This window comes from Roseovarius sp. 217, assembly GCF_000152845.1.
Taxonomy (GTDB): domain Bacteria; phylum Pseudomonadota; class Alphaproteobacteria; order Rhodobacterales; family Rhodobacteraceae; genus Roseovarius.
In genome coordinates this window covers 23,226-41,395 of the sequence record NZ_CH902584.1, presented here as the reverse complement: position 1 = coordinate 41,395, position 18,170 = coordinate 23,226, and the positions used below count along the sequence as shown (strand labels likewise).

Sequence of the window (18,170 nt, the reverse complement as noted above, 5' to 3'; positions counted from 1 at the left end):
GCGCGCGGTGGCTTGAGGCTCAGCGCCCCGCGCCGAACAAGACGCGGGGGCAATGCCGCCTCTCAATCCCCCCGTATTCGCCCGACCATCTCGGTCGTGTCGCGGCTGAGATCCGGGGTGGCGAGGATGCGGTCGAGTTCTGCCGCGATCATGCCCTGACGCACCGGATCGTAGCGGCGCCATGTCTCGAAGGCCGAGCACATCCGCGCCGTGGTCTGAGGGTTGAGTGGATCGAGCCGGATGAGCATATCCGCCAGCAGGCGATAGCCGCGCCCCGAGGCGTGGTGAAAGCCTGCGGGCGAACTGCTGAGCGCGCCAAGCGTGGCGCGGAAACGGTTTGGGTTGCGCAGCGTGAAATCGGGATGGCGCGTCAACCGCTCGGCCACCTCTGCCGCGTGCTCTGGTGCGGCCTGCATGATTTGCAGGCTGAACCATTTGTCGATCACCAGCCGGTCGTGTTTCCACTGGGTATAAAAGGCCCCGGTGGCGCGGTCGCCGGCCCCCGCCTGCAACAGGCAGGACCACGCTGCCAATTGCTGCGTCATGTTGTCGGCGGCGTCATATTGCGCCTGCGCGCGGGCCCCGCCATCCCGGCGGCTGAGCATCGCCAGCGCCGCATTGGCCAGCGCCCGCGCGCCCACCTGATCGGGGTCGGGCCGGTAGGGCGCTGTGACCTGATGGCGGGTGTAGAGATCCTGTGCGATGCTTTCGAGCGCCACGGCGCGGGCGTCGCGCAGGGTCTCAATCGCCTGCCAGATCGCTTGCGGGTCAGGCGTGTGCCCCGCGTCAAAGAGCGCCTGTGCAAGATCATCCTCGGAGGGCAGGCCGAGGGCCAGCGCGCGGAAGGCGGGATCGAGTGTGTCGTCGCGCGCCACGCGGGCAATCGCATCGAGATAGGCGGCATCGGGGGCCGCGCCCTCGGTGATCATGGCGATGAGGCCTGCGCGGGCCAAGGCGCGTCCGGCCTCCCATTTGTTGAACGGGTCGGTGTCATGCGCCAGAAGAAAGGCGCGCTCTTGATTGCTGCTCTCACGCTCCAGGATCACCGGGGCGGAAAAATCGCGCAGGATCGAGGGGATCGGGCGCGATGCTAATCCATCGAAGCTGAAGCTCTGGCGGGGCTGCGTCATTTCCAGCACGCAGGTTGCCTGCACCTCGTCGCCATTGGGGCCGAGCAGGCCCACGGCAATCGGGATCACGCGGGGGTGTTTTTCCTCCTGTCCCGGTGTGGGCGGGGTTTTCTGTTCGAAATGAAGCGTGTAGCGGCCATTGTTGAACTCTTCGGTAACGCGCAGGCGCGGCGTGCCCGCCTCGGAATACCAGCGCTTGAATTGGCTCAGGTCGCGGCCTGTGACATCCTCGAAGACTTGTAACCAGTCCTCGATGGTGCAGGCCTGTCCGTCATGGCGGGTGAAGTAGAGATCGAGCGTCTCCTTATAGGCCGCATCGCCCACGAGGCGTTTGAGCATACCGATCAGTTCGGCACCTTTTTCATAGACGGTTGCGGTGTAGAAGTTGTTGATTTCAATGAAGCTTTCAGGGCGCACAGGATGCGCCAGCGGACCGTTATCCTCGCGGAACTGGCGGGCGCGCAGGGCGATCACATCCGAGATGCGTTTGACCGGGGCGGAGCGCAGGTCAGAGGTGAACTGACTGTCGCGATAGACCGTCAACCCCTCTTTGAGGCAGAGCTGGAACCAGTCGCGGCAGGTGATGCGGTTGCCGGTCCAGTTGTGGAAATACTCATGTGCGACAATCGCCTCGATACGTTCGAAATTGGCATCTGTGGCGGTCTCTGCAGTGGATAAGACGCAAGAGGAGTTGAAGATGTTCAAACCCTTGTTCTCCATCGCGCCCATGTTGAAATCGTCCACGGCGACGATATTGAAGAGATCGAGGTCATATTCGCGCCCGTAGACCTCTTCATCCCAAGCCATCGATTTCTTGAGCGCCTCCATGCCAAAGGCGCATTTGTCCTCATCCCCTGGCCGCACCCAGATGTTGAGGGCGACCTCGCGGCCAGAGCGGGTGGTGAAGGTATCGGGATGCGCCACCAGGTCGCCTGCGACGAGCGCAAAGAGATAGGACGGTTTCGGCCATGGATCGTGCCATTCTGCCCAGCCTGCACCGCTGTCGGTCAGGTTGCCGTTGGAGAGCATGACCGGCGCGTCGCCTTCGATGCGCACGGTGAAAATGCTCATGACATCGGGGCGGTCGGGGTAATAGGTGATCTTGCGAAAGCCCTCGGCCTCGCATTGGGTGCAATACATGGCGTTCGACATGTATAGCCCTTCGAGGGCGGTGTTGCCTTCGGGGTCAATCTCGACCTCGGCCTCGAACACAAAAGGCGCGTCGGGCACTTGGGCGCGGAGGCCTTGGGCTGTCAGCTCTGGTGTGATTTCTGCCCCGTTGATGTGGGCGGAGATGAGGGTAAGCGCCTCGCCATGCAGGAAAAAATCGCGCGACGTGGCCTCTGGATTGGGGCGAAATTCGATGCGGCTGAGGACGCGGGTGGTTTTGGGCGCAAGCCTGAAGGTCAGATGCACCGCGTCCACCAGATAGGCAGGGGGTGTGTAATCCTCGAGATAAACGGGCTGCGGGGCTGCATCTTTCATGGCGCTCTCCTTTGGCTTTGGCGCGAAGGTAGGCGTTGGGCAAGGGGGCTGCAATGGGCTTTCCTTCGGGCGGTCCACCGCTATTTCCTGTGGCATGGAACGCCCGGTCATTCTCTGGTTCAAGCGCGATTTGCGGGTGCAGGATCATCCGGCGCTGAGCCATGCCGCGCGGTTGGGGCCGATCATTCCGCTTTATATCGTCGAGCCGGAGGCATGGGCAGAGCCCGATGCCTCAGAGCGGCAGTATGCGTTTATTTGCGAGTGTCTGGAGAGCCTGCGCTCGGATCTGGCGGCGCTGGGACTGTCGCTCGTCTTGCGGGTGGGCGATGCGGTGACGGTGCTCGAGGCGCTGCGCGCCGATCAGGGCGTGGCGCATCTGGTGAGCCATGAGGAAACCGGCAATCTCTGGAGTTATGCGCGCGACCGGAAGGTGGCGGAGTGGGCGCGGGGGCAGGGGGTGCGCTGGCACGAGATGCCGCAATCGGGCGTGGTGCGGCGGCTGAGCAGTCGCGATGCCTGGCAGGGCGCGCGCGATAGGGTCATGCGCGCGCCGGTGCTAGGGGCGGTGCAGGGTGCCCGAGGGGCGGCCGTGGCCAGTGATGACCTGCCAAGCCCCGAGGCTTTGGGGCTGATGGAGGCTTGCCCGCTGCGGCAAAAGGGTGGGCGCGGTGCCGGGGTACGGGCGCTTACCTCGTTCGTGAGCACACGCGGCGAGAGCTATCAGCGGGCGATGTCGTCGCCCTTGCACGGCGCGCGGGCCTGTTCGCGGATCAGCCCGCATCTGGCCTTTGGCACGCTGTCGCTGCGCGAGGCGGTGCAGGCGGGGGCAGCGGCCCCCACCGGGCGGGGGCCGGATTGGGCGCGCTCGATGCGGTCGTTTCAGGCGCGATTGGCATGGCGGGATCATTTCATGCAAAAGCTGGAAGATGAGCCGGAGATCGAGCGCCGCTGCCTGCACCCGGCCTATGAAGGGCTGCGTCCGCGCGTGGCCGATGCCGTACGGCTGGCGGCGTGGTCGAAGGGGGAGACGGGCCTGCCCTTTGTCGATGCCTGCATGCGGTCGCTGCGGGCGACGGGCTGGCTCAATTTCCGCATGCGTTCGATGCTGATGGCGGTGGCGTCCTATCACCTGTGGCTGGATTGGCGCAGCACCGGGCCGGTTCTGGCGCGGGCCTTTACGGATTACGAGCCGGGGATTCACTGGCCACAGGTGCAGATGCAATCGGGCACCACGGGGATGAATACGATCCGGATTTACAACCCGGTGAAACAGGGGCTGGATCAGGACCCGAGTGGAGAGTTTACCCGCCGCTGGCTACCGGAATTGGCACATGTGCCGGATGCCTATTTGCAACGCCCGTGGGCGTGGTCAGAGGCGGAGGCGCTGTTGGGGCGGGGATACCCTGCGCCGATTGTCGATCCGGTCGAGGCGGCGCGGGTGGCGCGTGAGGCGGTCTGGGCCTGTCGGCGGGCGCATCGCGGCGATGCAGAGACAGCGCGGATCGTGACCCGCCATGCCAGCCGCAAACGCCCAAGGCGGGCCAAGCCCAAGGCGGCGACGGCGCAATTGCGTTTGGATCTCTGATATGCCGCGCGCGCGTCGAAAATTCGATCTGCCGGTCAAGACCTGCGCCACCTGTGGGCGGCCGATGGAATGGCGGCGCAAATGGGCGCGCGTCTGGGACGAGGTGCGCCATTGCAGCGAACGCTGTCGGCGCAGCCGCAAGACGGCTGGTGTGGACGGGGAGAACCCGGCCGGTCGGGATGCGTTTGACCGGTGACGGGGTAGCCCCGCCCACAGCGGCCAGTTTGCCGCCGAAAGATCAACAAACGGTGCAGGGTTTTTGGGCAAATCCGCATCATCGCACGGAAATATGTGCGGGAATTGATGTTTTGTTATTCCATTTCGCACTATAATTTAGGCAAATGAATGAAAGTGTGGCGCAACCCAGAAAGACGAAAATGAAACGCCCGGTCGTTGGTGTCATCGCCAACCAATATCAGATCGACAATCGCTATCCGACCCATGCGGGCGGCACGATCAATTCCTCTGCGATGGCCGATGTGGCGGGCTGTATGCCGCTGATCATCCCGGCAGACCCGCGCTATGTTTCGGTGGCAGAATTGATGGAGATCTGTGATGGATTTCTGCTGACGGGCGGGCGACCCAATGTGCATCCCGAGGAATATGGTGAGGCTGCAACCGAAGCGCATGGCGCATTCGATCGTGCCCGCGATGCGATCACCTTGCCGCTGGCGCGTGCCTGTATCGAGCGGGGGCAACCGATCCTTGGCATTTGCCGCGGGTTTCAAGAGATGAATGTCGCCATGGGTGGCACGCTGCATCCTGAAATCCGCGATCTGCCGGGGCGCGACAATCACCGCATGCCCCCCGAGGGCACGATGGACGAGCAATTCGCGCTGCGCCACAAGGTGCGGTTTGCGCCGGGCGGGGTGTTTCACCGGCTGATGGGGGCCGAGGAAGTGATGACCAACACACTGCACGGTCAGGGCATCCTGCGCGCCGGTGCAGGGGTGGTGATCGACGGGTGGGCGCTGGATGAAACGCCCGAGGCGCTCTATATCGATGGCGCGCCGGGCTTTACCCTGTCGGTGCAATGGCATCCCGAATACAATGCCGCGCATGATCCGGTCAGTCGCCCGCTCTTTACCGCCTTTGGCGATGCGGTGCGGGCCTGGGCCGCGGGGCACACGGCCCCGCTGCGCCGTTCGGCCTGAATAGGCGGCCTGAATCGTCGACCTGAGCGGGCTCAGGCCACCTCTCGTTCGCCCAAGCCACACAAAAGCTGCGCCTCGTGACGGCGCAGGCAGGGGCGCACGGTGTCGCGGTGCTGACCCGGTGCGCTGCGCAATTCCGGAAAGATGTCGAACAGCTCTTCACGCGCGGCAGCATCGACGGCGCTCAGCGCCATGTCCCCGGCATAAAAGCTCTCGGTGCCGAGGCCATCGGCAAAGATGATCTCGTGGCGATCGAACATGACGTGGATATAGGTCACCTCGTCGCAGGGGCTGACCGTCACATCACGCCCGTTCACCATATGCTTGGCCGCAATCAGAACCTCGCTCTCGCCAAAGAGCAATTCGGCCTGATAGCCGGTAAAGAGCAGCCGGTGTTGCGGCGAGACCAAGAGCGCGTCTCGCCCGCCCATCACGCTGGAGGCGACGGAAATGGGGGCGAAATCGCCCAGACCGGCCACCGTGCGTTTGCCCACCCATCGCACCGGTTGCAACCCGTGGTCGCGTGTCACCACCATATCGCCCAAGCGCAGGCTCTCGACCGGACGCTCCCCCCATTGGGTGAGGATCCGCGCACCGGGGGTAAAGCAGATGATGTTCTCGATCTCGGAGAAGGTCACGACCGTGCCATTGACCATCGCAAAGCTGCCCGAGAGCCCGCCCGTCGCATCATCCGAATTGGAGAAGGTGATATCGGATTTCTTCGCGGTCTCGCCCAGCCAGAGCGTATCGCCTATGGTCTCGTCGCCTTCGCCGCCAAGGATCGAAATTGCGCCGGTCTCAGTCTCGCCGGTATCGGTCAGGGTAAAGAAATCGTCGCCATCGCCACCTTGGACGCTGTCGCCTTGACCCACAGACACCGTGTCATTGCCTGCGCCGCCAAAGATGGTGTCAGCCCCAAGTCCGGCCATGATCACGTCATTGCCCGCGCCTGCGTCGATCACATCGGCGTTGTCATTGTTGCGACTGTCGGCATTGTCGATCTGGTCGCCTTGGGGGTCGCCGCTATAGCTTGCGTCGATCACATCATCGCCAGCCGTGCCCTGCACGATGTAATCGGGCTGGAAAATGCCCATGGCGGCCAATGCATCGTGGCTAGACACCGAGGCGGGATCGACCCCGACCAAGGTGATGCTCTCGCCATTCGGAAAGCTGAGGACGGCATTGCCGCTGCCATCGCTGCCGACCGTGACATCTGCAACGTTGACCGGGTTGCCCGCCGCGTCCGTGAGGTTCGACACATCAAGCTGATCGCGGCCCGTAAAGGTGCCGTCGCCGTTGTCGATGGGGATCTCAAAGCTAGAGACCACATCAGCGCCATCGCCATCCGAAAAGATCAAAAGATCGGTTTCGCCGTCGCCCGGCCCGAGGTCAATCTGATCGTTGCCCGCGCCGCCCGAGACCGTATCCGCCCCCGAGGAGGAGAGGATCGAGTCATCGCCCGCGCCGCCATCGACATAGTCATTGTCAAAGCCGGAAAAGATCGTGTCGTTGCCGCCGCCTGCAAGAATGCTGTCATCGCCGTAGTTGCCGATGATTTCCTCAACCCCGTCAGAGCCGATCACCGTATCCGCGCCAGTGCCCATCTGAAAACGCTCGATCTCCGAGAACTCGGTGACAGAGGTGCCATCGGTGATGGTGCCGGTTCCAGGTGCGGTGAAGTTGATCAGCAGCCCGTCGGAAATGGCGGAAAAGTTGATCCGGTCGCCTTCGCTCACGGTCTCTTCGGTTTCACCGCCGATGATGGTGTCGTTTTGCAGGCTGCCGTCGAGGAAAATCTCGTCATCGCCCGCGCCTGCATTGATCAGATCGTTGCCAAGCCCGGAATCGATGCTGTCACTGCCCGCGCCCGCGAAGATCACGTCATCCTGAGAGCCGTTGGCGGCATCCCCGGCGTCCACCCGGTCGCCTTCGGGATCGCCGGTGTAATCGACGTTGATGAGGTCGGCACCGGCACTGCCCTCAATCACGAAATCACGCGCGTCGGGAATGCCCATCGCCACGAGGGCGGCGGTGCTGTCGACATCGGTCATCGGCACGCCGATCAGCGTCAGGTTCTCGCCGTTCGGGAAGGTCAGGATCGCATCGCCAGTGCCGTCGCCATTGGTATCTGTCACGGTCACATCGGCCGTGGTGACAGGGGTGGTGCCATCTGAGGTCAGACCCGACACATCCAGCAGATCGCCGCTGGTATAGGTGCCATTGCCAGTGTCGGTGGGGGCCGTGAACCCGGTGACCGCGTCGCTGCCCGAGCCATCGGCCAGCACCAGCGTATCAGTGCCAGCCCCGAGAAGGATGTTCTCGATTTCGGAGAAACTGGCGGTTGCGGTGCCATCGCTGACCGTGCCGCTCTCGGAAACGGCATTGGACAGATTAAGCGTGAGCGGCCCGGTGACGCCGCTGAGGTCCAGCGTGTCGCCTGCCGTCTCGTCGGTCTCGCCGCCGGTGATGGTATCCGCGCCAAAGCCGTTTTGCAGGGTGAAACGATCGTCGCCGCCTTCGCCGAACAGGTGATCGTTGCCCGCGTCGCCTGCGATGGTGTCATTTTCGGCCCCACCGAAGAGCGAGTCATCGCCTTCGCCACCAAAGATGACATCGGCCCCGGACTCGCCCAGCACGGTATCATTGCCAGCCCCGGCGACGATCGTGTCATTGCCAGCCCCCGCCAGCACCGAATCCGCATTGCTGCCATCGGAGTGGTCGAGATTGTCGATCTTGTCCCCTTCGGGATCACCGGCATAGGAGGCGTCGATCAGATCCGCGCCTGCCGTGCCTTCGACGATGTAATCGGAATTGGTGAGAATCAGGTTTTCGATATCGGTATAGTTGATGGTCGCGCCTTCGAATCCGCGCGTGAGCTGGATTTGGCCGCTGAATCCGGGATTGCCGTTGTTCTCGGCATTCTGGGTCATGCCAGTGATGACCCAACCGTCGGCGATCAGCTCAGAGAGATCGAGCGTGTCATTGTCAACGCCGCCTGAGCCGCCGTCGACGGTGAAGTTTCTGATGCCCGAGAGATTGAGCGCCGTGGCATGGATCAGATCGGCGCCATCGCCGCCAAAGATGCTGTCATTGTCGCCTGCGACCAGAATCGTGTCATCGCCCGCGCCGCCAAAGATCGTGTCGGTGCCATCGCCGCCGTCGAGCCAGTCGCCATCCGCGCCGCCGTCGATCAGGTCATTGCCACCGCCGCCGAGGATCGTGTCACTGCCGGTGCCGCCAAGAAGGCTGTCCCCGCCGTTGCGCCCGTCGATGAAATCGTTGCCCGCGCCGCCATCAATATAGGTGGTGTAGATGTCCGTCCCGGAGGTGCTGCTGGCATCCGAGCCGATGAGCGTGTCGTCATAGGCCGAGCCGATTATCCCATCAATGCCCTGATTGATAACGTCGCCTGTGGCATCCCCCCCGGTTGCGGTGCCAGCCGCAAGATCGACCGTCACCGCCGCGCCGGAGGTGGAGTAGTCGACGATGTCAAGCCCGACGCCGCCAATCATCGTGTCCGCCCCGGCACCGCCGATCAGCGTGTCGTTCCCGTTGCCGCCTTGGAGCAAATCGTTGCCCGCGCCGCCATCCAGCAGGTCGTTGCCGTCCTCGCCGTAAACCGTGTCGTTGCCCGCACCCGCGCGCACGGTGTCATTGCCGGCACCGGCAAAGACCAGGTCGTCATTGGTCCCGGCCAGATTGTCTGTGTCATCAATCCTGTCGCCTTCGGGGTCACCCAGATAGGCGGCGTTGATCAGATCATTGCCCGCCGTTCCCTCGACCATGTAATCCGACAGGGTCAGATCATACCGATCTGCGGTCATGCCAAAGACATCCGTGCCGTTCGCGGGCGCTGCGGTGCCGAGGGTCACCGAAAGAATCGGCTTGGCCTCGAGCGCGGCAGAATAGGTGTTTGGCCCGGAGGGCGGCGGGATCAGATAGAGATTGCCATTGGTGTCCTGCATGACAATGGCTTCGACAATGGCCGTGGTGCCATCGGTATAGGTGATCACCGAATTGGTGTAGCGCATCGTCGCGTCATGCGTGTAGGTCACGCCGCCGATGATGAATTGTTCGTTGCTCGAGAAATTGTTCGAGTCATAGGCGCTGGACGTGGCCCCGCCGGTGTAGGAGTCGACAAGACCCAGAAGAGTTTTTGCGGGAGAGAGCGACGTCAGAGTGCTCGATACCGGAGCGAGCGCGCTGCCGAACACCTGTCCGTTCAGGGCTGTATGATTTTCGGAGGTTAGATTTCCCTCGACCGTGTCGATCTGCGGTGCAACCCCAAGGTAGAAAAGGTCAAATGTCGTAGCCATGGTCAAGATGCTCGCTGTCTGTCGGGACGGGGCGCGACGGTGTCGCTCTGCGGGGTCGTTTCAAGTCGGGCGGGAAGAGTGGGCAGGTCGGATGCCATCCTGTCATCCGGCGGTCGTCTCAGGCGGACCTGCTCTGACGTCGGACTGTCGGGCGCAAAATGCCTCACGCCCGCCCGTGGCGGGCTGCATTCCAACTGCTGTCTCTACCGCGTATTTCATTTCACCTCACTTTCCGCACATCACACAGACCGGCGCCAAATGACCCCGTTGATCTTAGGAAAAACCCTTTGGAATTCTGTTAATGGCCTGGCTTGCTCTAACTTTGTCTGGAGTCAGACTATTTAACGGCACGGGTTTGGCAGAATTTAGGGATCTCATCCGCAGGGTTGCAAAAGCCGTGCCTCGTGCCGCTTGAGGCAGGGCCGCGCGGTGTCGCCATAGGCGTTGGGATTGCTGCGCAACTCGGGAAAAACCGCGAACATCTCTTCGCGCGCCTGGTCCGAAATGGCCGAAAGTCCGACAGCGCCTGCATGAAAGCTCTCGGTTGCGGCGCCTTCGGCATAGATCACCTCGTGCTGGTCGAACATGATATGGATATAGGTCACCGCCGCCTGTGCGACCCGCGTGACGGCCTGTCCATCCACCAGATGCGTGGCGGCAATCAACACCTCATCGCAGCCAAAGAGCAACTCGGCCTTGTAGCCGGTAAACAGAAAGCGGTGCTGCGGCGAGACCAGGAGCGGCGCGCGCGCCCCGTCAAGCACATGCGCGGCCACGCGCACCGGCGCAAAGCGGTCAAGTCCCGGCACCGTCCGGCGACCGGTCCAACGGACGGGTTGCGGGCCGTGATCGCGGGTGAGTACCAAATCCCCGGCGCGCAAGGTCTCTACGTTGCGCTCGCCGTTGGGCGTCAGAAGGCGGATGCCGGGGGTGAAACAGATGATGTTCTCGATCTCGGAGAAATTCACCACCGTGCCGTCAGTCAGGGTGAAACTGCCCGAGAGCCCACCCGCCGCATCGTCGGGGTTGGAGAATGTGATGTCTGCCTTGCGCGCCTCGGGCGACAGAAAGAGCGTGTCGCCGCCGGTTTCGCTGCCTTCGCCACCGACGATGGTGATCGTGCCGGTGCCGGTCTCGGCGGGCGAGCCGATGACAAAGAGGTCATCGCCATCGCCGCCATATAGCGTGTCATTCTCGCCTGCGATCAGCGTGTCAGTGCCGCCCTCGCCAAAGAGCAGGTCCGCCCCCGCGCCACCATCGAGGTAATCATTGCCCGCAATGCTATCGCTACCCACGATCAAGGGGCTGGTCGCCAGATCCTGCACCGCCCCCCCCGGCAAGGTCACGGTGCCCGAGAGCACATTGCCGCCGAGGTTTTCCCAGTAGCGCACCTCGATGGTGTAACTCTGGCCCGCCTCAAGCGTCACCTCGCCCCAACGGGTCGTCGCGCCCTGATGGAAATCGTTGTCGAGAAACGATCCCGTCGTGCCGTTCTGATTGGTGAAGGTGACAGGATCGCCGTTGCTGTCCAGAATGCGAACGGTCGAGCCATCATCCGAGGTGGTGGCAAAGCGGTAGACCCCGTCCGCCGTGGCAATGAGGTTCGAGCTATAGATGACGCCGTAATCGTTCGGATCGCCCTGACCTGTCGCCTGTTGGCCGTGGCCTGTGACGTCGAACGCGGCAGAGGTGCCAGAGCCAGCCAACGTGCCGCTCTCGATGTCGAACGCCTGCCCGTTGGCCGATGTGAAATCGCGGGTATAGACCTGATAGCTCCAGCGTGCGGCAGTGCCGCCATCGCCATAAAGCGTGTCATTGCCTGTGCCGCCGTCGAGGCTGTCATCCCCCGCGCCACCGATCAGCGTATCGGTGCCGCCCTCGCCCAAAAGCGTGTCATTGCCGCTCTCGCCGCTTAGACTGTCGGCGCCGGTGCCGCCCTGGACCGAATCGTTGCCCAGCCCCGCCAGCACGGTGTCATTGCCCGCGCCCGCGTTGATGACATCGTCGTTGCCGCCGCCCGGTGCGTCGTTGTTGTCCACCCGGTCAGAGCCAGAGGCGACCGGCTCGGTATAGCCGCTGTTGATGAGATCAGCGCCGCCGGTGCCCTGCACGATGCCATCATCAATGCCGATGTCAGCCCGGTCAGCCCCGAGATTGGTATTGGTGGAGGTGTTGACCGAGTTGAAGGTGACAGACTCGATCGGGCGCGCGGTCATGGCCGCGATATTCGCGGCATTCGCCGGCGTGGTATTGAGCGGCGGCGCCAGAAAGAGATTGCCATTGGTGTCCTGCACCAGAATCGCAAGAAACGATGCCGTCGTGCCATCGGTATAGGTCAGCGTGGCGTTGAATGTGGACAGGCCGTCAAAGGTAAAGGTCTGCGTGCCGCTGCCGATGTCGGTCGAGAATTGATCATTCGATGCGGTATTGTTCATATCCAGCGCGCCCGCCGCGCCACCATTGTCGATGGTGGTGACGCGCGTCACGTTCTGGTAGAGCGGATCAATCGCGGTGCCATAGGTGCGGTTGACGAACAGGCCTGCGTTCTCGGCATTGCTGTTGCCTTCGGTCGGATCGAGAATTATCGGCTCGTTGCCTAAAAAAATCCAGTTGAAGGTCGTTGGCATTGTATTGGCACCCTGTTGTTTCCAAACTGGATACACAGCGTCTGCGGCGGCAATGGGCGCGGATTCAGGAGAAATTTAGACGAGTGTGTTCAAATTCGGACGCGTTCGACGTGTCGCAAGGCAGGGGGCGCTGCCCCCCGGACCCCCGGAGTACTTCAGCCAAGAAAAAGCCAAGAGGGCCGGGGATGGATCAGACCTGTCCGCCCGCGATTTCAAGCGCTTGGCCATTGATGCTCGATGATCCCGGACCGCAGAGCCAGAGCACCGCCTGCGCCACCTCGTCGGGGGTAATCAGGCGCTTGTGGCGGTTGGCCTCGACCATCATGGCGCGCGCCTCTTGCTCTGATACGCCTGCGCGCGCGGAGATGGCGGTGACATTGCGGCTGATGATTTCGGTGTCCACATAGCCGGGGCAAATCGCATTGAAGGTCAGACCTGTGCCAAGATAATCCTCGCTCAAGCTGCGGATCAGGCCGATCATCCCGTGTTTGCTGGCGCTATAGGCCGCAGCCCCCTTGAGCCCCTTGATCCCTGCAATCGAGGAAATTGCGATCACCCGCCCCCAATCGGTCTGGCGCATGCCGCCCAGACAGTCGCGCACCGTATAAAACGCGCCGTCGAGATTGGTGGCCATGATCTGCCGCCAGAATGCGGCATCCGTCTTGTGCAGGGCGCGGCCTTCGGCGATGCCGGCATTGGGGATGCAGATTTGCACCGGGCCGCGTGCCTTGACCGCGGCGGCCACGCCCGCTGCGACCTCATGCTCTTGGGTCACATCCATGGACAGCGGGTAGAGGCCCGCGCCTGCCACCTCGTCCAACACCGCCGCACGGCGTCCGGTGATCGTCACCTCAGCACCCGCCCCGGCGAGCGCGCGGGCGATGGCGAGGCCAATGCCGCTGCCGCCCCCCGTCACCAAAGCGTGCTTGCCCGCTATTGTCATCTTGCCTCCGCCATATCTCACGCTACTCTACCCGCTCTTGCTCCAGAGACAACCACGAGAGGACCGCAGGCCCATGCTGAAATGGCCCATGCTGAAATGGCCAGTGCTGAAATGGATCGACATGCCACCGGTCTGGCTTGTGGGGTTTTTGGCCGTGGCCTGGGCGCAGTCCAGTCGGTACGCCATGGGTCTCAGCTTTGGCGAGACATGGGCCGATCTCTTGGGGGGGCTGCTGGTCGGCGGGGGGATTTTGCTAGTGGCGATGGCCGCACTGGAATTTCGCCGCCATAAAACCACCATCGTCCCGCATGAGACGCCAGAGCGGGTGATCCAGTCCGGCATCTTTCGCCGCTCACGCAATCCGATCTATCTCGGTGACACCCTGATTCTCGCCGGGCTGATTCTGCGCTGGGACGCCGTTTTGGCGCTGCCGCTGATTCCCATTTTCGTCTGGGTGATTGAAAAACGCTTCATTATCCCGGAAGAGGACCGTATGCGGCGCAAATTCCGCATGGATTTTGCCCGATACTGTGAAAAAACCAGACGTTGGTTGTAGAAACCGCGACAATCTTGATCTCGTCACTCACGAAATAGTGTGAAATAACGACCTTCGGGACAAAGAAACCGGCATGCCGCAGATGCGGGGCCATCAGAACACGTCATCTGCCAGAGGGGGAGACAGCATTGAAGATCGGAACGCCAAAGGAAGTGCTTGAGGGCGAGAACCGGGTTGCCATGACGCCCGACTCGGCGCTGCAATTGCAAAAGTTGGGCTATGACTGCGCGATCGAGAGCGGCGCAGGCGCTGCGGCCGGGTTCTCGGACGCCGCCTATAAGGAGGCTGGCGTCGAGGTGCTCAAGACCGCCGCGGCGCTTTACAAGGCCGCCGATGTGGTGGCCAAGGTCCGCCCCCCCAATGAGACAGAGGCCAAGCGCCTGACCGAAGGCCAGCTTCTGATTTCCTTCTTCTGGCCTGCGCAGAATGAGGCGCAGATGAAGCAGCTCGCCGAAAAAGGCGCTTCGGTCATCGCGATGGATATGGTGCCGCGCATCAGCCGGGCGCAGAAGATGGACGCGCTCTCAAGCATGGCCAATATCGCCGGCTACCGCGCGGTGATCGAGGCGGGCAATAACTTTGGCCGCTTTTTCACCGGCCAGATCACGGCGGCGGGCAAGGTGCCCCCGGCCAAGGTTCTGATCGTCGGGGCCGGGGTTGCTGGCCTCGCGGCGATTGGCACCTCGACCAGCCTCGGGGCCATCACCTACGCGTTCGACGTGCGCCCCGAAGTGGCCGAGCAGGTCGAATCGATGGGCGCGCAATTCGTCTATCTCGATTTCAAGGAAGAGCAGCAGGACGGGGCCGCCTCCGGCGGCTATGCCTCTGTCTCCAGCCCCGAGTTCCGCGAGGCGCAATTGGCCAAGTTCCGCGAACTGGCCCCCGAGATGGATATCGTCATCACCACGGCGCTGATCCCCAACCGCGAAGCCCCCGAGCTCTGGACCGAGGATATGGTCAAGGCGATGAAGCCCGGCTCGGTCATCGTCGACCTTGCCGCGGAAAAGGGCGGCAATTGCAAAATGACGGTGATGGACGACAAGATCGTCACCGACAACGGCGTGACCATCATCGGCTATACCGATTTCCCCAGCCGGATGGCTGCGCAATCCTCGACGCTCTATGCCACCAACATCCGCCACATGATGACCGACCTCACGCCCGACAAGGACGGCAAGGTCAATCACAACATGGAGGATGACGTGATCCGGGGCGCGACCGTGGCCCATGCCGGTGCGGTCACCTTCCCGCCACCGCCGCCCAAGGTTGCGGCGATTGCGGCGGCCAAGCCCAAGGAAAAAGTCAAGGAACTGACTTCTGAGCAGAAGCGCGCGGCAGAACTGGCGGCGTTCAAGGCGCAGACCAAGAACCAGGTCACGCTGCTTGTGGTCGGTGCGGCCCTGCTCTTGGCGGTGGGTCTGGTGGCCCCGGCCAGCTTTATGCAGCATTTCATCGTCTTCGTGCTGGCCGTTTTCGTGGGCTTTCAGGTGATCTGGAACGTGTCGCATTCGCTGCACACGCCGCTGATGGCGATCACCAACGCGATCTCGTCGATCATCATTCTGGGCGCGCTCATGCAGATCGGATCGGGGTCTTTCCTCGTGATCGTGCTGGCGGCGCTGTCGGTGTTCATGGCCGGGATCAATATTTTCGGTGGCTTCCTCGTCACCCGGCGCATGCTCGCCATGTTCCAGAAGTCATAAGGAGTAGAGGATCATGGATTACGGTTTCACGACGGCCGCCTATGTGGTGGCGGCCATCCTCTTCATCCTCTCTCTGGGTGGGCTCTCGGGGCAGGAAAGCGCCAAGCGCGCGGTGTGGTATGGCATGGCAGGCATGGCGCTGGCGGTTGTCGCCACGCTGATCGGCCCCGGTGCCGGGCTCTGGCTCTTGTCGCTGGTGCTGATCGCCGCCGGGGGCGGGATCGGCTATGTCGTCGCCACGCGGGTGCAGATGACCGAAATGCCGCAGCTTGTGGCGGCGATGCACAGTCTTGTGGGTCTGGCGGCGGTGTTTGTCGGCTTTAATGCCGATCTCGAACTGGGCCGCGTGCTGGCGATGGACGAGACCGCGCGCAAGGGGCTTGAGGGCTTTGCCGCCGTGCTGGCCAAGAAAACCAGTGTCGAGGTGGCAATCCTGCGGGTCGAGGTGTTCCTCGGCGTCTTCATCGGGGCCGTGACCTTTACCGGCTCGATCATCGCCTTTGGCAAGCTGGCGGGCAAGGTCGATACCGCCGCCAAAAAGCTGCCGGGTGGGCATATGCTCAACGCCGGGGCGGCGTTCCTGTCGGTGGTTCTGGGGGTGATGTATTTCAACGACGCAGGCCTCTGGACGCTGGTGGTGATGACGCTTCTGGCGTTCTTCATCGGCTATCACCTGATCATGGGCATTGGCGGCGCGGATATGCCCGTGGTGGTCTCGATGCTCAACAGCTACTCGGGCTGGGCGGCGGCGGCGATCGGCTTCAGCCTTGGCAACGACCTCTTGATCGTGGTCGGTGCCTTGGTCGGCTCAAGCGGTGCGATCCTGAGTTACATCATGTGCAAGGCGATGAACCGCTCGTTCATCTCGGTCATTCTGGGCGGCTTCGGCGGCCCGGCGGGCGAACAGATGGCCGTTGAGGGCGAACAGATCGCGATTGACGTCGATGGCGTCGCCGCAGCCCTGAACGAGGCCGACAGCATCATCATCATCCCGGGCTACGGCATGGCGGTGGCGCAGGCGCAGGGGGCGGTCAGTGAACTGACCTCGAAGCTGCGGGCCAGGGGCAAGACCGTGCGCTTTGCCATCCACCCGGTCGCAGGCCGTCTGCCGGGGCATATGAACGTGCTTCTGGCCGAGGCCAAGGTGCCCTATGACATCGTGCTGGAAATGGACGAGATCAACGAGGATTTCCCCAGCACGGATGTGGCGATCGTGATTGGCTCCAACGACATCGTCAACCCGGCGGCGCAGGACGATCCCAACTCGCCCATCGCCGGCATGCCGGTGCTGGAATGCTGGAAAGCCAAGCAGGTCTTCGTCTCCAAACGTGGCCAGGGCACCGGCTATTCGGGGATCGAGAACCCGCTGTTCTACAAGGACAACACCCGCATGTTCTACGGCGACGCCAAGGCGAGCCTGTCGAGCCTCTTGCCCAAGATCGACTGATCCTTGGAGGTGTGATTTGCGGAGGGCGCGGCCGAAAGGCTGCGCCCTTTGGCTTTGCTGCGCCCTTTGGTTTTGCTGCGCCAGCGTATCGTCAGACAGATCGCCTGCGGCGTGTGACGACTCTTCGCAGGTGTGTCACCGGACGACCGTCGACCGCGCAGGGACCTGCGCCGATCAACGCCATACCCCAGATATGCCGCGCGAGCAGCGCCTCGCCCAGAAACAATGTCCCCAACAGAATCGCGCTGATCGGCACAAGAAGCGTCACCAGCAAGAGATTGGTCGCGCCCGCCGTCGACAGGATGCGGAAATAGAGCGTATACGCGAAGGCCGTCGATATGGCGGCGACGCCGATCACCGCGCCGATGCTCCGCCATCCGGGGACGGGCAGGGTCCAGGGCTGATCCACGACCATCACCAATGGCAAAAGGATCAGGCTGGACGCGATGACCTGACCGGTCGCGGTGCTCATCGGGCTAACGCCCAAGGTGCGAAACCTGCGCCCGAAGATGCCCGCGACAGCATAGGAAACCGCAGCGAGAAGGCATAGGATCTGGGCTGCGACGTGAACGCCAAGATCGCGCAGGGCCCCAGTGCCGATCATCACCGCGACCCCGGCAAAGCCGATCAGTACACCCGAGAGCTTGCCGCGACTCATCTGCTCGTCCTGCGTCAACAGATGCGCAAGCAAGACTCCAAAGAACGGGGTCGAGGCGTTCAGGATCGACGCCGCACCCGAGGTGATATGCTGCTGCCCCCAGACGATCAGGGTGAAGGGAATGGCATTGTTCAAAAGACCCATGCCAAGAAAGGCCGCCCAGACCCGCCGGTCCTGCGGCATCCGTTCGCCGCGCAGCCGCAGAAGCGCAAGCAGAAGGATCGCGGCAAGGGCCACCCGTGCCAGAACCACGGTCAAGACCGGCAATTCCCGCAGCGCGACGCTGTTGAAGAAGAAAGACCCGCCCCAGACGGTTGCAAGGGCCAAAAGCATGACCCATTCCCGTCCCGTCATGGGGCGGTTTGCAGGGGTGAGGAGTGGCATGTCCTGTCCTTTCACTTGGCGCTCCGGCAGAGCGGGTTGACACCACCTTGTCATCGACACGCGCGCCGGACGACCCGTTTCCTGCGCTAAAGGGGTTTTAGACGCGCGCGTGTCATCCTCTGACGCTTTCGTCTTTGGCTGTCGTTGAAAATTGAGTATTTAGACCAAGAAAAAGCCCAAAG

At 62.7% G+C, this 18,170-nt stretch carries 11 protein-coding genes; 6 read left to right on the top strand and 5 right to left on the bottom strand.

Going from position 1 to position 18,170, the window contains the following annotated elements:
• Window positions 1-62 precede the first annotated feature (62 nt).
• Complete coding sequence (pepN, locus tag ROS217_RS00205) at window positions 63-2,615, bottom strand: aminopeptidase N (protein WP_009815605.1); 2,553 nt, start codon at window positions 2,613-2,615, stop codon at window positions 63-65.
• On the opposite strand from pepN, the gene ROS217_RS00200 reads away from it, so the two are divergent.
• The 3 genes from ROS217_RS00200 (at window position 2,614) to ROS217_RS00190 (ending at window position 5,354) form a co-directional block, all read left to right on the top strand.
• Complete coding sequence (locus ROS217_RS00200) at window positions 2,614-4,200, top strand: FAD-binding domain-containing protein (RefSeq protein WP_009815604.1); 1,587 nt, start codon at window positions 2,614-2,616, stop codon at window positions 4,198-4,200. The two genes, pepN and ROS217_RS00200, sit on opposite strands and share 2 nt — an antisense overlap.
• A gap of 1 nt (window position 4,201) precedes the next feature.
• Window positions 4,202-4,396: a DUF2256 domain-containing protein gene (locus ROS217_RS00195; RefSeq protein WP_009815603.1), complete on the top strand. Its 195-nt coding sequence runs from the start codon at window positions 4,202-4,204 to the stop codon at window positions 4,394-4,396.
• Between the two features lie 181 nt (window positions 4,397-4,577).
• Window positions 4,578-5,354: a gamma-glutamyl-gamma-aminobutyrate hydrolase family protein gene (locus ROS217_RS00190; protein ID WP_040650244.1), complete on the top strand. Its 777-nt coding sequence runs from the start codon at window positions 4,578-4,580 to the stop codon at window positions 5,352-5,354.
• 32 nt (window positions 5,355-5,386) lie between these two features.
• On the opposite strand, the gene ROS217_RS00185 is transcribed toward ROS217_RS00190, so the two are convergent.
• From ROS217_RS00185 to ROS217_RS00175, 3 genes are all read right to left on the bottom strand, one after another.
• On the bottom strand, window positions 5,387-9,670 hold the full coding sequence (locus tag ROS217_RS00185) for a Hint domain-containing protein (protein ID WP_009815601.1): 4,284 nt from the start codon (window positions 9,668-9,670) through the stop codon (window positions 5,387-5,389).
• A 374-nt stretch (window positions 9,671-10,044) separates the two neighbouring features.
• Entirely contained in the window at window positions 10,045-12,297 is a 2,253-nt protein-coding gene (locus ROS217_RS00180; RefSeq protein ID WP_009815600.1) for a Hint domain-containing protein, read from the bottom strand.
• A 190-nt stretch (window positions 12,298-12,487) separates the two neighbouring features.
• Complete coding sequence (locus ROS217_RS00175) at window positions 12,488-13,240, bottom strand: SDR family NAD(P)-dependent oxidoreductase (protein WP_009815599.1); 753 nt, start codon at window positions 13,238-13,240, stop codon at window positions 12,488-12,490.
• A 73-nt stretch (window positions 13,241-13,313) separates the two neighbouring features.
• On the opposite strand from ROS217_RS00175, the gene ROS217_RS00170 reads away from it, so the two are divergent.
• The 3 genes from ROS217_RS00170 to ROS217_RS00160 all read left to right on the top strand — a co-directional run bounded on the left by ROS217_RS00170 (window position 13,314) and on the right by ROS217_RS00160 (window position 16,946).
• The gene (locus ROS217_RS00170; RefSeq protein WP_009815598.1) at window positions 13,314-13,796 is read left to right on the top strand and encodes a methyltransferase family protein; all 483 of its coding nucleotides are present in this window, start codon (window positions 13,314-13,316) and stop codon (window positions 13,794-13,796) included.
• Window positions 13,797-13,924: 128 nt separating this feature from the next.
• Window positions 13,925-15,499 carry a Re/Si-specific NAD(P)(+) transhydrogenase subunit alpha gene (locus ROS217_RS00165; protein ID WP_009815597.1) on the top strand — a complete coding sequence of 525 codons (1,575 nt, stop codon included), beginning with the start codon at window positions 13,925-13,927 and terminating at the stop codon, window positions 15,497-15,499.
• A gap of 13 nt (window positions 15,500-15,512) precedes the next feature.
• Window positions 15,513-16,946 (top strand): NAD(P)(+) transhydrogenase (Re/Si-specific) subunit beta, encoded by a 1,434-nt coding sequence (locus ROS217_RS00160; protein WP_009815596.1) that lies wholly within the window; start codon window positions 15,513-15,515, stop codon window positions 16,944-16,946.
• A 91-nt stretch (window positions 16,947-17,037) separates the two neighbouring features.
• On the opposite strand, the gene ROS217_RS00155 is transcribed toward ROS217_RS00160, so the two are convergent.
• Window positions 17,038-17,988, bottom strand: coding sequence for a DMT family transporter (locus ROS217_RS00155; RefSeq protein WP_040650242.1), 951 nt, complete (start codon window positions 17,986-17,988; stop codon window positions 17,038-17,040).
• Between the last annotated feature and the right edge of the window lie 182 nt (window positions 17,989-18,170).

Excerpts from the sequence above, each read along its gene's own strand:
- ROS217_RS00200 (WP_009815604.1), top strand. The coding sequence starts at position 2,614 with ATGGCGCTCTCCTTTGGCTTTGGCGCGAAGGTAGGCGTTGGGCAAGGG.
- pepN (WP_009815605.1), bottom strand. The coding sequence starts at position 2,615 with ATGAAAGATGCAGCCCCGCAGCCCGTTTATCTCGAGGATTACACACCC.
- ROS217_RS00195 (WP_009815603.1), top strand. The coding sequence starts at position 4,202 with ATGCCGCGCGCGCGTCGAAAATTCGATCTGCCGGTCAAGACCTGCGCC.
- ROS217_RS00190 (WP_040650244.1), top strand. The coding sequence starts at position 4,578 with ATGAAACGCCCGGTCGTTGGTGTCATCGCCAACCAATATCAGATCGAC.
- ROS217_RS00185 (WP_009815601.1), bottom strand. The coding sequence starts at position 9,670 with ATGGCTACGACATTTGACCTTTTCTACCTTGGGGTTGCACCGCAGATC.
- ROS217_RS00180 (WP_009815600.1), bottom strand. The coding sequence starts at position 12,297 with ATGCCAACGACCTTCAACTGGATTTTTTTAGGCAACGAGCCGATAATT.
- ROS217_RS00175 (WP_009815599.1), bottom strand. The coding sequence starts at position 13,240 with ATGACAATAGCGGGCAAGCACGCTTTGGTGACGGGGGGCGGCAGCGGC.
- ROS217_RS00170 (WP_009815598.1), top strand. The coding sequence starts at position 13,314 with ATGCTGAAATGGCCCATGCTGAAATGGCCAGTGCTGAAATGGATCGAC.
- ROS217_RS00160 (WP_009815596.1), top strand. The coding sequence starts at position 15,513 with ATGGATTACGGTTTCACGACGGCCGCCTATGTGGTGGCGGCCATCCTC.
- ROS217_RS00155 (WP_040650242.1), bottom strand. The coding sequence starts at position 17,988 with ATGCCACTCCTCACCCCTGCAAACCGCCCCATGACGGGACGGGAATGG.